10 protein-coding genes are annotated in these 13,293 nt (G+C 71.8%); 9 read left to right on the top strand and 1 reads right to left on the bottom strand.

What is annotated here, in order from left to right; translation table 11 throughout:
• Nucleotides 1-60 precede the first annotated feature (60 nt).
• The 5 genes from B5Y66_RS09950 to B5Y66_RS09930 all read left to right on the top strand — a co-directional run bounded on the left by B5Y66_RS09950 (nucleotide 61) and on the right by B5Y66_RS09930 (nucleotide 6,867).
• Nucleotides 61-972 carry a carbohydrate ABC transporter permease gene (locus B5Y66_RS09950; RefSeq protein WP_079573990.1) on the top strand — a complete coding sequence of 304 codons (912 nt, stop codon included), beginning with the start codon at nucleotides 61-63 and terminating at the stop codon, nucleotides 970-972.
• A 12-nt stretch (nucleotides 973-984) separates the two neighbouring features.
• Nucleotides 985-1,947 carry a carbohydrate ABC transporter permease gene (locus B5Y66_RS09945; RefSeq protein WP_079573988.1) on the top strand — a complete coding sequence of 321 codons (963 nt, stop codon included), beginning with the start codon at nucleotides 985-987 and terminating at the stop codon, nucleotides 1,945-1,947.
• Nucleotides 1,948-1,958: 11 nt separating this feature from the next.
• On the top strand, nucleotides 1,959-3,317 hold the full coding sequence (locus tag B5Y66_RS09940) for an ABC transporter substrate-binding protein (protein ID WP_079573986.1): 1,359 nt from the start codon (nucleotides 1,959-1,961) through the stop codon (nucleotides 3,315-3,317).
• A 31-nt stretch (nucleotides 3,318-3,348) separates the two neighbouring features.
• Complete coding sequence (locus tag B5Y66_RS09935; protein WP_079573984.1) at nucleotides 3,349-4,341, top strand: ArsR/SmtB family transcription factor; 993 nt, start codon at nucleotides 3,349-3,351, stop codon at nucleotides 4,339-4,341.
• Between the two features lie 105 nt (nucleotides 4,342-4,446).
• Nucleotides 4,447-6,867 carry a glycoside hydrolase family 43 protein gene (locus B5Y66_RS09930; RefSeq protein ID WP_079574462.1) on the top strand — a complete coding sequence of 807 codons (2,421 nt, stop codon included), beginning with the start codon at nucleotides 4,447-4,449 and terminating at the stop codon, nucleotides 6,865-6,867.
• Nucleotides 6,868-6,959: 92 nt separating this feature from the next.
• Here B5Y66_RS09930 and B5Y66_RS09925 read toward each other — a convergent pair whose 3' ends face one another.
• A complete protein-coding gene (locus tag B5Y66_RS09925; RefSeq protein WP_245807033.1) occupies nucleotides 6,960-7,946 on the bottom strand; it encodes a LacI family DNA-binding transcriptional regulator in 987 nt (328 codons plus the stop codon).
• Between the two features lie 175 nt (nucleotides 7,947-8,121).
• Between B5Y66_RS09925 and B5Y66_RS09920 the strand changes: the two genes are divergently transcribed.
• The 4 genes from B5Y66_RS09920 (at nucleotide 8,122) to B5Y66_RS09905 (ending at nucleotide 13,292) form a co-directional block, all read left to right on the top strand.
• Nucleotides 8,122-9,075 carry a carbohydrate ABC transporter permease gene (locus tag B5Y66_RS09920; protein WP_079573980.1) on the top strand — a complete coding sequence of 318 codons (954 nt, stop codon included), beginning with the start codon at nucleotides 8,122-8,124 and terminating at the stop codon, nucleotides 9,073-9,075.
• Nucleotides 9,076-9,078: 3 nt separating this feature from the next.
• Nucleotides 9,079-9,993 (top strand): carbohydrate ABC transporter permease, encoded by a 915-nt coding sequence (locus B5Y66_RS09915; RefSeq protein ID WP_079573978.1) that lies wholly within the window; start codon nucleotides 9,079-9,081, stop codon nucleotides 9,991-9,993.
• A gap of 87 nt (nucleotides 9,994-10,080) precedes the next feature.
• Complete coding sequence (locus B5Y66_RS09910) at nucleotides 10,081-11,424, top strand: ABC transporter substrate-binding protein (protein ID WP_079573976.1); 1,344 nt, start codon at nucleotides 10,081-10,083, stop codon at nucleotides 11,422-11,424.
• A gap of 80 nt (nucleotides 11,425-11,504) precedes the next feature.
• Complete coding sequence (locus tag B5Y66_RS09905; RefSeq protein ID WP_079573974.1) at nucleotides 11,505-13,292, top strand: glycoside hydrolase family 35 protein; 1,788 nt, start codon at nucleotides 11,505-11,507, stop codon at nucleotides 13,290-13,292.
• The last annotated feature ends 1 nt before the right edge of the window (nucleotide 13,293 follow it).

Raw genomic sequence — 13,293 nt, 5'->3', positions numbered from 1 at the left:
CGTCGACGACGACGCCGGGCCGTGCCGAGCACTGCTTGCAACGACGCAAGGAGGAATCTGATGGCTGCACCGCCTGCACCGACCGTCCGTGGCGGACGGGTGGGCCGCCGGGACGACACCCGGCTCGCCCTGCTCTTCATCCTGCCGGCCGGCATCGGCCTGGTGGCGTTCTACTTCTGGCCGCTGCTCCGCGGCATCTGGCTGAGCTTCACGTCCTGGGACCTGCTCAGCCCGGCCCAGTTCGTCGGCCTCGACAACTATCGCGCCATGGCCGCCGACCCCGTGTTCTGGAACGCCGTGCGGGTCACCCTGCTCTACGTGGTGATCAACATCGCGCTGCAGACGGCCGTCGCGCTGGTCATCGCGGTGCTGATGCAACGGCTCAGCCGTTCGACGCTGCTGCGCTCGCTCGTGCTCGCCCCGTACCTCGTCTCGAACGTGGTCGCCGCCCTGGTCTTCCTGTGGATCCTCGACTTCCAGCTGGGCATCGGGAACCAGGTGCTGGAGTGGATCGGCCTGGAACGGATCGGGTTCTTCACCTCCGAGGCCTGGGCCATCCCCACCATCGCCGTGGTGAACGTCTGGCGGCACATGGGATACACGGCGCTGCTGATCTTCGCCGGCCTGCAGGCCATCCCGGCCACCACCTACGAGGCGGCCCGGGTGGACGGCGCGTCAGAGGTGCGGACCTTCTTCGGCATCACCCTGCCGCTGCTGCGCCCGATCCTCGGCCTGGTGCTGATCATCTCGGTGATCGGCTCGTTCCAGGTGTTCGACACCGTGGCGGTCACCACCAACGGCGGCCCCGTGGACGCCAGCCGGGTGCTGCAGCTCTACATCTACGACAAGGCGTTCGGGCAGTTCGACTTCGGCTACGCGTCCGCGCTGAGCGTGGCGATGCTGCTGATCCTGGTGGTCGTCACCTTCTTCCAGTACCGCATGACGCGGGCCGGCCAGACGGACCTGAACTAGGAGGCGGCGACCATGACCGAGACCACGACGGCACCCGCCGCACCCCTCACCGCCGGCGCTCCGGCCACCCCCGGCGAGGCGGTCCCGCGCCGCCGTCGCCGGCGGCTCACCCCGGGCCGCGTGCTGGCCTGGGCCGTGATGATCCTGCTCCTGCTCGTCACCCTGTTCCCCTTCTACTGGATGCTGCGCACGGCGCTGTCCAGCAACGGCGCCCTGTACGCGAACTCGACCTCCCTGCTGCCGGTCGACTTCAGCTGGGGCGGGTTCGAGCGCGTCTTCGGCCTGCAGAGCACCGAGGAGGCCATCGCGCAGGGCGGCTCGGGGGCCTCCATCGACTTCTGGCTCTACCTGCGCAACTCGGTGGTGGTGGCCACCGTGGTCACCGCGTGCCAGGTGTTCTTCTCCGCGATGGCCGCGTACGCGTTCTCCCGGCTGCGCTGGCGGGGGCGCAACGCCGTCTTCGGCGTCTTCCTGCTCTCCCTGATGGTGCCGGCGATCTTCACCCTGCTGCCGAACTTCATCCTGGTCCGGGAGCTGGGCCTCATCGACACGCTGCTCGGCATCATGCTGCCCGGGCTGTTCATGACGCCGTTCGCGATCTTCTTCCTGCGGCAGTTCTTCATGAACGTCTCCACCGAGGTGGAGGAGGCCGCCCTGATCGACGGCGCCAGCAAGGTCCGGGTGTTCTTCGCGATCATCATCCCGATGTCCGTGGGGCCGATCGCGACCATCTCGATCCTCACCTACATCGGGTCGTGGAACGACTACTTCTGGCCGCTGATGGTCTCGTACACCGACGACTCCCGGGTGCTCACCGTGGCCCTGGGGAACTTCAACGCGCAGTCGCCGCAGACCGGCCCGGACTGGGCGGGGCTGATGGCCGCGACCCTCGTGGCCGCGCTGCCGATGATCCTGCTCTTCCTCGTGTTCGCGAGACGGATCGTCAACTCCATCGGCTTCAGCGGGATCAAGTGAGGAGGCACACCGTGCACCACGCACGTCGTACGACCGCATCCCTGGCCGCGGCGCTCGCCGCCGGCACCCTCGCCCTCGCCGGCTGCGCCGGGCCCGGCACCGCGGCGGCCGCGGGGGACTCCGTCGTCGTGGACTACTGGTTGTGGGACTCCAACCAGCTGCCCGCCTACCAGCGGTGCGCTGACGAGTTCGAGAAGCAGAACCCGGACCTGCAGGTGCGGATCAGCCAGTACGGCTGGAACGACTACTGGCGCAAGCTCACCGCCGGGTTCGTGGCCGGCGCCGGGCCGGACGTGTTCACCGACCACCTCACCCAGTACCCCGGCTTCGCCGAGCGGGGCCTGCTGCGGGACCTCAACACCCTCGAGGCGACGGCCGACGTCGACTACGGCGGGTTCCAGGAGGGCCTGGCGGACCTGTGGGTGGGCCAGGAAGGCAGCCAGTACGGCATGCCCAAGGACTTCGACACGGTCGCGCTGTTCTACGACACGACGATGATCTCCGAGGCCGGGATGAGCCCGGAGGACATCGCGGGCCTCGACTGGAACCCGGAGGACGGCGGCAGCTTCGAGAAGGCGCTCGCCCACCTCACCGTGGACGAGAACGGGGTGCGCGGCGACGAGGAGGGCTTCGACCCGAAGAACGTCGCCGTCTACGGCCTGGCCTCGAACGGGTCGGGCGGCATGTCCGGCCAGACGACGTGGTCCTGGCTGGCGGGCGCGACCGGCTGGACGTTCACCGACGCGGACGTGTGGGGCACGGAGTACCACTTCGACGACCCGCGCGTGCAGGCGTCGCTGAAGTGGCTGTTCGGCCTGGTCGAGAAGGGGTACATGGCGCCGTACGAGGAGGTCGGCACGGAGCCCAACCCGCAGCAGGCCCTCGGCTCGGGCCGTGCCGCGATCTCGGCGAACGGCTCCTGGATGCTGGGCACGTACGCCAACCTGGAGGGCGTGGACCTGGGCATCGCCCCGCCGCCGAGCGGCCCCGTGGGCCACCCGGTGTCGATGTACAACGGCCTCGCCGACTCGATCAGCGCCCAGTCCCCGGACCCCGAGGAGGCGGCCCGGTGGGTGGCGTTCCTCGGGTCGGACGACTGCCAGCGGATCGTCGGAGAGGCGGGCGTGGTGCTCCCCGCCCGGCCGGCCGGGACCGAGGCGGCGATCGAGGCGTTCGGGGAGCGGGGCCTGGACGCCTCCGTGTTCACGGACCTGGTGGAGAAGAAGCAGACGGTCTTCTTCCCCGTGACCGAGGAGTTCGGCGCGATCGACGCCCTCATGACGCCGATGATGGACGAGATCTACATCGGGGACCGGGACGTCGCCACGCTCACGGAGGTGAACGACCAGGTCAACGGCCTGCTGAAGTGAGGGCGGTGGGGCACGCGACTACGGTGACGACGTGCCCCGCCACCCTCTTCCGAACGTCGTGGAGCTCCGCCTCGCCCCCGACGACGTCTCGGCGATCCGGTTCGGCGTCTCGCCCGGCCACGAGCTCGCGCACGCGGTGCGCGTGCTGGCCCAGCCGCACTACCACCCGCTGCAGTGGGGGTGGCTGCGCAGGGCCCGCGGCCACGCCCCGGCCCGCGCGCTCGACCTGCTGACGCTGCTCGTCGGCGCCGACGGGTACATGCCGGACTTCCTCACCTCCACGCCCGGCTGGGACCTCGGCCCCGGCGAGGAGCTCGAGCGGCTGCGGGAGGCGGACCTCGGCCCGCTGCGGGTCGACCTGCTCAAGCGGGTGGACCGCACCGTCGGCGCCGACCAGCGGCTGCTGCGGGCGCTGGCCGACCACCCCGAGCACGCCCGCGGCCTCGCCGTCGACGCCTGGCGGCAGGTGTGGGACGCGGTGCTCGCGCCGTCGTGGCCGCAGCTCGAACGGATCCTGCGGGCCGACATCGGCGCCCGGTCCCGCCGCGTCACGACCCGCGGCCTGGGCGCGATGGTCGACTCGCTGCACGAGGCCGTGACCTGGGCACCCGACGCCGTGCGCGTGCGCCTGCGGATGCACGGCGAGGTGCTCGACTGCGCCGGCAGCGGCCTCGTGCTGGTGCCGTCGGTGATGGCGCCCCGCTGCTCGGTGGTCACCGAGCCGCCCGCCCAGCCCACGCTCTTCTACCCGGCCCTGGGGGTCTCCGAGCGCTGGGCGGACGACGCCCCCGACACCTCCGCGGCGCTCGCGGACCTCCTCGGCGCCGGCCGGGCGGGCGTGCTGCTCGCCCTGCGGGGCCCGCTGTCCACGAGCGAGGTCGCCGCGGCCGGCGGGCTCGCCGTCTCGACGGCGTCGCACCACCTGGCGCTGCTGCGCGCCGCGCGGCTGGTCGACTCGCGCCGCGACGGGCCGCGCGTGCTGCACGTGCGCACGCCGCTCGGGGAGGCGCTGGTCGGGGGCTGACGGCGTAGATGTTGACGTCAACATTCACCCGTGCCAGCCTTCCGTGCGGCGGGTCCGATGCCGGACGCCGCCGCACGCCTCGCTTCGACGACGAAGGAGATGGACATGCCTCAACCCCGCGGAGACCAGGGTGCGCGGCCCCTCGGACGGAGGGCGGTCGCCGGCGGCCTCGGGCTCGCCCTCGCGCTGGTCGCCCTCCAGGCCACGGCAGGATCCGCTGCCGACGACCCTGCCGCCGACCCCGCCGACCCTGCCCTCGACGGCACGACCGCCGGCGCGCGCTACCCCGCCGTCGTCGACCCGGGCGCCGGCGCGGACGACTACTTCTCGCCGCTCTGGCCCGACGACGGCGGCGCGCACGTCCAGGCGCACGGCGGCCAGGTCGTGGAGACCGAGGAGGACGGCCGCACCGTCTACTACTGGTACGGCGAGGACCGCAGCAACGGCTACTACGGCAGCCCCGGCGTGCACGCGTACAAGTCGTACGACACCAAGAGCTGGACGGACGAGGGTGTCGTGCTCCGCTCGGTGTCCGACCCGTCCGAGCTGGAGTCCGCGTACTTCGACGACCTCTACGACACGGTCGACGACGCGGGGCAGCCGCGCGCCGAGCGGATCGAGGAGCTCGACTACCACCTGGACACGAACGACGCGGCCGACCTCACCACGATCTTCGAGCGGCCCAAGGTGATGCACAACGAGAAGACCGGGAAGTGGGTGCTGTGGTGGCACTCCGACGGGCAGACGACGCCGGGCGGCAGCATGTACGCGCGCTCGATGGCGGGCGTCGCGGTGGCGGACAGCCCCACCGGCCCGTTCCGCATGACGGGCGTGTACCGGATGCCCAACCGGACGAACTACCAGGACTGCATCTCGGCCGCCGTGCCGGGGCAGGCCCGGGACATGACCGTGTTCCAGGACGCCGACGGCACCGCTTACCTCGTGTACTCGTCGGAGGAGAACCGGTCGCTGTACGTGGCGGAGCTGGACGCCACGTACACGAACGTCACGCACACCACCGGCACGGACATGGCTGACGCCGGGCAGTACTCGGAGGACGGTCGGTACCCGTACCTCTTCGCGGACGGCACGCCCGAGGCGCCCGTGCGGGGCGAGGACTTCCAGATCGTCAAGGAGTGCGGGATGCTCGAGGCGCCCGCGCTGTTCGAGCACGGCGGCACGTACTACGCCGTCGCGTCGGGCGCGACGGGCTGGGCGCCGAACCCGCAGACGTACTACACGGCCCCCAGCCTGCTCGGGCCGTGGATCCGCGGCGTCGAGGCGGACGACGAGTACGAGGACGTCCCGTACGGCTCCATCCCCGAGGGCGGCGACGGGCTGCTGGCGGTGGGCGACACCCGGCGGTCCACGTTCGGGTCGCAGTCCACGAACGTGCTCGACCTCGGCGGCGGCCGGTTCGTCTACATGGGCGACCGCTGGAACGCCGGCGCCGCCGACTCCACGTACGTGTGGCTGCCGATCACCATCGGCGAGAACGGGCGCGCCGAGCTGCGCAACCCGGCCACGGAGGACCCCGCGCGCTGGGGTGCCGGCTGGGACGAGAGCTATGGGGACTCGCGGGGCGCGGGCGACGGGATCTGGTCGGTCGTCGACGACGGCCTGCCCGAGCGGGTGGGCCCGCGCGAGGACTTCTCGGGCGCGCTGCCGACGGCGGTGCCGGTCGAGGTCGACGGCGAGACGACGGACGTCGCGGTCACCTGGGACGCGTCGTCGTTCGACACGCGCGGCGAGCACACGATCACGGGCACGCTCGCGGCAGACGACCGGTTCGCCGCCGGGCGGACGTTCAGCCGCACGATCGAGGTGGCCGAGGAGGGTGTCGTCGAGCTGTGCGGCGCCGACGGGACGACCGTCTCGGCGAGCTTCCACCAGACCGACTGGGAGACGATGCCTGCCGCGCAGGCCTGCGACGGCAAGGCGTCGACGTCGTGGTCGACCTGGGCGAGCAGCGCCATGAAGGACGAGGTCACCTTCACCGTGGAGCCGTCGGAGGCGCGCGTCGTCGACCAGGTCGCGTTCACGAACATCGAGGGCACGATCGCCCGGTTCGGCGTCGAGTACCGCGACGCCGACGGCACCTGGCACGCGACGACCGCGCAGGATGTCGCCCCCGGTGCGAACGGCACCCGGACCGCGGTCGCCTTCGAGCCGGTCTGGGCCGCCGCCGTACGGCTCACCTTCGCCACCCCGGGCTCGTACCTCAAGATCCCCGAGCTCACGGTGGACGCCCCGCCGACGACCGTCGAGCCGGCGGTCTCCGTGCGCTGCGTGGGGACGGGGCGCGCCCAGCTCGTGACGACGGTACGCAACGCGACCGACCGGGCGGGCGACGTCGACGTCCGCACCGAGCGCGGTTCCCGTACCGTCCGGGAGCTCGCCCCGGGCGGCTCCGGTTCTGCCGTGGTGAGCACGCGGGAGGCGGCCCTCGCCGCAGGCAGCGCCACCGTGACGCTCGGCGGCGGGGACGCCGTCGCGGTCGGATACGCGGGCCGCGACTGCGACTGACACCGCCCGCCCCGCGGGGCGTGGTCAGCGCGATCTTGGCGCCGTTCCGTCGGGAGCAGCGCCAAGATCGCGCTGACGACGATCTCCCGGCGCTATGCCGGGGCGGGGCCGGTGCTCTCCCGGACGACCAGGCGGGTCGGGACGGCCTCGTGCACGTCGACGAGGGCCTCGTCGTCGCGCACCTGCTGCAGCAGCAGGTCGACGAGCCGGCGGCCGATCTCGCGGAAGTCCTGCGCCACCGTGGTCAGCGGCGGCCAGAGCTGCTCGGCGAGGTAGATGTCGTCGAAGCCCACCACGGAGATGTCCTGGGGCACGCGCCGTCCGACCTCGTGCAGTGCGTGCAGCAGGCCGGTGGCGGTCTCGTCGTTGGCGCAGAAGACGGCGGTGACGTCCGGGTCCCGGGCCAGCCGGAGGCCGGCCTCGTAGCCCGACGCGGCGCTCCAGTCGCCGCGCACCACGGCGGGGACGTCGCGGCCCGCGGCCTCGAGCGTGGCCCGCCACGCGTCGATGCGCATCTGGGCGGGGCCGGAGTCGTCCGGACCGGAGACGTGGTGCACCGTGCGGTGCCCGAGGCCGAGCAGGTGCTCGACGGCGAGCCGCGCCCCGGCGGTCTGGTCGGCGCCGACCGCGGGGTGGTGGCCGACGAAGCGCGAGTCCGACACCACGACCGGCAGGCCGGGCGGCAGGGCGAGCGTCTCGGGGCCGGCGGCCTCGGCCCGGACGATCACGAGGCCGTCGATCGCCTGGTGCCCGAGCCGGGCCACGGCTGCGGTCATGTCGTCCGACGTCGGGCTCTCGAGGTCGACCAGCGTGACCGTGTACCCCTCGACGCGCGCGGCCTCGACCACGGCCTCGACGGTCCGCGACTCGCCGGTCCGCGCGAGCCGGTGCGCGATCATGCCGATCGTCCCGAAGCTGCCGTAGCGCAGGGCGCGCGCGGCGCTGTTGGGTGCGTACCCCAGCCGATCCATCGCGCTGCGGACCTTCTCGCGCGTGGCGGGGCGCACGTTGTCCAGCCCCATCGACACGCGCGAGACCGTCTGCGAGGAGACTCCGGCGAGCGCCGCGACGTCGGCCATCGACGGCCCTGTGCGTGCGCGTGTGCCGTTGCGGCCGCCCATCGAACCTCCCGTTGCTCCGCGGTGCCGTTGCGGGACGGATCTCGGCGCCCTTGACACCGGCCGTCCCTGCGAGCACTCTAGTGACGCGGATGATGTTTACGTAAACATGTTAACGTCACCATCTGCACTCACGATGACCGGCGTCCCTGACCGGTCCGTCCCCGAAGGAGTGGCTCTTGTGACGACGGCCGTCACCGCGACTGCTCCCCGCTCCTTGCGCCGCAGCCGCCGGCGCTGGACGGGGTGGATGTTCGTCGGCCCGTTCATGCTGGTGTTCGCGCTGGTGTTCCTGGCCCCGATCGTCTACTCGCTGTACCTGTCGGTGTTCCGCACGCAGATGGTGGGCGGCACCACGTTCGTGGGCCTCGAGAACTACGCGCAGGCGCTGGCCGACCCCCAGTTCTGGGAGGGCCTCGGCCGCGTCTCGCTGTTCCTGCTGGTGCAGGTGCCGATCATGCTCGGCATCGCGCTGCTGGTGGCCCTCGCGATCGACAGCGGCCGCCTGTACGGCAAGAGCTTCTTCCGGATCTCGATCTTCATGCCGTACGCCGTGCCGGCCGTCGTCGCCGCCCTCATGTGGGGCTTCATGTACGGCACGCGCTTCGGCCTGGTGGGCAACATCAACGAGGCCCTCGGCGTCAGCCTGCCGAACCCCCTGTCGCCGGACCTCGTCCTGGCGTCGATCGGCAACATCGTCACCTGGGAGTTCGTCGGCTACAACATGCTGATCTTCTACTCCGCGCTGCGCGTGGTGCCGCACTCGCTGTACGAGGCGGCGGAGATCGACGGCGCCGGCCAGTGGCGCGTCATCAGCGCCATCAAGCTGCCCGCCATCCGCGGCGCGCTCGTCATCGCCACGATCTTCTCGATCATCGGCAGCTTCCAGCTCTTCAACGAGCCCAGCATCCTGCAGTCGCTCGCCCCGAACGCCATCACGACGTCGTACACGCCCAACCTGTACGCCTACTCGCTGTCGTTCTCCGGCCAGCAGTACAACTACTCCGCGACCGTGGCCATCATCATGGGCCTGATCACCATGGTGATCGCCTACGTGGTGCAGCTGCGCGGCATGCGCAAGGAGCCGTGACCCGTGTCGACGCTGACCGCCACCCCTGCCCGACGCGCCGTGCGCCTGCGCACCCGACGCCACCACTCGGTGGCCCGCCCCCGGCGCAGCCCTCTGCTCACCGTGCTCACCGCCGTCGTGCTCGTGTACTCGCTGGTGCCGCTGGCGTGGCTGCTCATCAACGCGACCAAGACGCAGGAAGACCTGTTCTCCTCGTTCGGCCTGTGGTTCGGCGACTCGTTCTCCCTGTGGGACAACATCGTCGCCACGCTGACCTACGACGACGGTGTCTTCGTGCGGTGGTTCGGCAACACCGTGCTGTACGTGGTCGTGGGCGCCGGCGGCGCGACGTTCCTCGCCATCCTGGGCGGCTATGCGCTCGCGAAGTTCAACTTCCCGGGCAAGCGCGGGGTGTTCGCGCTCGTGATCGGCGCGGTGGCCGTGCCGGGCACCGCGCTCGCCGTCCCGACGTTCCTCATGTTCAGCCAGCTGGGCCTGACGAACACGCCGTGGGCCGTGATCATCCCGTCGCTGATCTCGCCGTTCGGGCTGTACCTCATGTGGACGTTCGCCGCCGAGGCCATCCCGGGCGAGCTGCTCGAGGCCGCCCGGATCGACGGGGCGGGGGAGTTCCGCACCTTCTTCCGCGTGAGCCTTCCCCTGCTCGCGCCCGGGATCGTCACGGTGCTGCTGTTCACCATGGTCGCCACCTGGAACAACTACTTCCTGCCGCTGATCATGCTGCGCGACTCGTCCTGGTACCCCCTGACGCTCGGCCTCAACGCCTGGAACGCGCAGGCCGCCACCGCCGGCGGCGAGGCGATCTTCAACCTCGTGATCACCGGCGCGCTGCTGACGATCCTGCCGCTCGTCGCCGCCTTCCTGCTCCTGCAGCGCTACTGGCAGTCCGGCCTCGCGGCCGGATCCGTCAAGGAATGACCTCGTGACGTCGGGGTCTCGACAGGCTCGACCAGCAGGTTTCGACAGCCTCGACCAGCGTATTTCTGACAACGAAGTGAGGACCCCATGAACGCACGATCCCGCCACCTGGTGCGCGGCACCGCCCTCGCCGGCGTGCTCGCCCTCGGCCTGGCCGCCTGCGGCTCCGGCGACGACGGCGGCTCCGGCGGCGGCGACGCCGCGCCCGTCGACACCGCCTCTGTCCTCGAGAAGGGCGGCGAGATCACCGTCTGGGCGTGGGAGCCCACCCTCGAGGACGTCGTGACGGACTTCGAGGAGAAGTACCCGAACGTCACGGTGAACCTGGAGAACGTCGGTACCGCCAACGACCAGTACACCGCGCTGCAGAACGCGATCGCGGCCGGCGACGGCGTGCCCGACGTCGCGCAGATCGAGTACTACGCCGTGCCGCAGTTCGCCATCTCCGAGGCGCTGACGGACCTCGGCCCGCTCGGCGCGGACGAGCTGGACGGCACCTTCAGCACCGGCCCGTGGAACTCCGTGCACAGCGGCGACGGCGTCTACGGCATGCCGATGGACTCCGGCCCCATGGCCCTCTTCTACAACGACGAGGTCTTCAAGAAGTACGGCGTCGACGTGCCGACCACCTGGGACGAGTACCTCGAGGCCGCGCGCACCATCCACGAGAAGGACCCGAAGGCGTACATCGCCAACGACATCGGCGACGCCGGCTTCACCACCAGCATGATCTGGCAGGCCGGCGGGCAGCCGTACCAGGTGGACGGCACCGACGTGACGATCGACTTCGCCGGCGACGAGGGCACCCAGAAGTTCGCCGAGGTGTGGCAGCAGCTCATCGACGAGGACCTGCTGGCCCCCGTCGGCTCGTGGAGCGACGAGTGGTACCAGGGCCTCGGCAACGGCACCATCGCGACGCTGACCATCGGCGCGTGGATGCCGGCCAACCTCGAGTCCGGCGTCCCGCAGGGCAAGGGCAAGTGGCGCGTGGCCGAGATGCCGCAGTGGGAGGCCGGGCAGCACGCCACGTCGGAGAACGGCGGCTCCTCGCTGACCGTGCCCGCCGCGAGCAAGAACGCCGAGCTCGCCTACGCGTTCGTCGACTACGCCACGAACGGCGAGGGCGTGCAGGCCCGTCTCGACGGCGGCGCGTTCCCTGCCACCACGGCCGACCTCGAGTCGGACGAGTTCCGCGGCACCGAGTCCGCGTACTTCGGCGGCCAGAAGATCAACGAGGTGCTCGCGGACTCCGCGGCGAACGTCGTGGAGGGCTGGCAGTACCTGCCGTTCCAGGTGTACGCGAACTCCATCTTCAACGACACGGTGGGCCAGGCCTACGTCTCCGGCACCACGCTGGACGACGGCCTCGCGGCGTGGCAGGAGCAGTCCGCCACGTACGGCAACGGCCAGGGCTTCACCGTCAACAAGTGAGCCCGTCCGCATGACCCCGGCGGCGGGGCGCTCCGACGCCCCGCCGCCGCACCGCACCTCGTCGAAAGGCTCACCGCGCCATGCCCACGTTCGAGATCGGCGAGCGGGACTTCCTGCTCGACGGCCGCCCCTTCCAGGTGATCAGCGGGGCGCTGCACTACTTCCGCGTGCACCCCGACCAGTGGGCCGACCGGATCCGCAAGGCCCGGCTCATGGGGCTGAACACGATCGAGACGTACGTGCCGTGGAACTTCCACGCGCCCGAGCCCGACGAGTTCGACCTCGCCGGCCGGCGTGACCTGGGCCGCTTCCTCGACCTCGTCGCGGCGGAGGGGCTGCGCGCCGTCGTGCGTCCCGGCCCGTACATCTGCGCGGAGTGGGACGGCGGCGGCCTGCCGGCGTGGCTCTTCGCGGACGGGAGCGCCGGCGTCCGCCGGCACGACCCGGCGTTCCTCGAGGCCATCGGCACGTACTACGCCCACCTCCTGCCCGTCGTGGCCGAGCGGCAGGTGACGCGCGGCGGCCCGGTGCTCATGGTGCAGGTGGAGAACGAGTACGGCGCCTACCCGGGCGTGCCGGCCGACGAGCGCACCCGCTACCTGCGCGCGCTCGTCGACCTCACCCGGGCCCAGGGCATCGACGTCCCGCTCTTCACCTGCGACCAGGCCGACGACGAGCACCTGTCGCTCGGCGGCCTGCCCGAGCTGCACAAGACGGCGAACTTCGGCTCCCGGTCGCTGGAGCGGCTCGCCGTGCTGCGCCGCCACCAGCCCACGGGCCCGCTGATGTGCACGGAGTTCTGGGACGGCTGGTTCGACTCCTGGGGCCTGGAGCACCACGTCACCGCCCCGGAGACCACCGCGGCGGACCTGGACGACCTGCTCGGCGCGGGCGCGTCGGTCAACCTCTACATGTTCCACGGCGGTTCCAACCTGGGCCTCACCAACGGGGCGAACGACAAGGGCACGTACCTGCCCATCACCACGTCGTACGACTACGACGCCCCGCTGTCCGAGCACGGCGCGCCGACGGCGAAGTTCCACGCCCTGCGCGCGGTGATCGCCAAGCACGCGCCCGTGCCCGACGAGGTGCCCGTCGAGCCGGCCCCGGCGCCGGAGCTGGACGTCGTCCTCGACCGGCGCGTGGCGCTCGACGGCGTCCTGGACCTGGTGTCCGGGCGGACGTCGCGCACGTCGTCCGCGCAGCCACCGACGATGGACGACCTGCGCCAGTGGTCCGGCTTCGTGCTGTACGGCACGCGGGTCGCGGCCGACGACGCGGTGCTGGTGGCGGACGAGGTGCGCGACCGGGCGCTCGTGGCGGTCGACGGCGACCCGGTGGGCGTGCTCGACCGCACCACCCACGCCTGGTCGGTGCCGCTGCCGCGCCGGGCGGGCACGCTGACCCTGCTCGTCGAGGACCGCGGGCGCGTGAACTACGGCCCCCGGATCGGCGAGCCCAAGGGGATCGTCGGGCCGGTGCGCACCGCGACCCGCGAGCTCACCGACTGGGAGGCCGTGCCCCTGCGGCTCGACGTCGCCCCGGGGCTCCTGACCGACGCCGTGTGGCAGCCCGCCGGCGACGACGCCGCGCCGGTCGCCGGGCCGTCGTTCCACCGCGGCACCTTCGGCTCCGTGGCCGGCGCCGACCACTTCCTGCGCCTGGACGGCTGGAGCCGGGGGCTCGCCTGGGTCAACGGGGAGCTGCTGGGCCGGTACTCGGGCCAGGGCCCGACCGGCACGGTCTACGTGCCCGGGCCGCTGGTCCGCGCGGAGGGCAACGAGCTGGTGCTGCTCGAGCTGCACGGCGCGGCCGCACCCCGCGCCAGGTTCGTCGCCGCGCCCGACCTCGGCCCGACGGAGGCGTGAC

Origin of the sequence: Krasilnikoviella flava, assembly GCF_900167525.1 — a bacterium.
Lineage (GTDB): Bacteria > Actinomycetota > Actinomycetes > Actinomycetales > Cellulomonadaceae > Isoptericola > Isoptericola flavus.
Note: the sequence above shows the minus strand (reverse complement) of the source record. Positions and strands in the feature narration are given on the sequence as shown.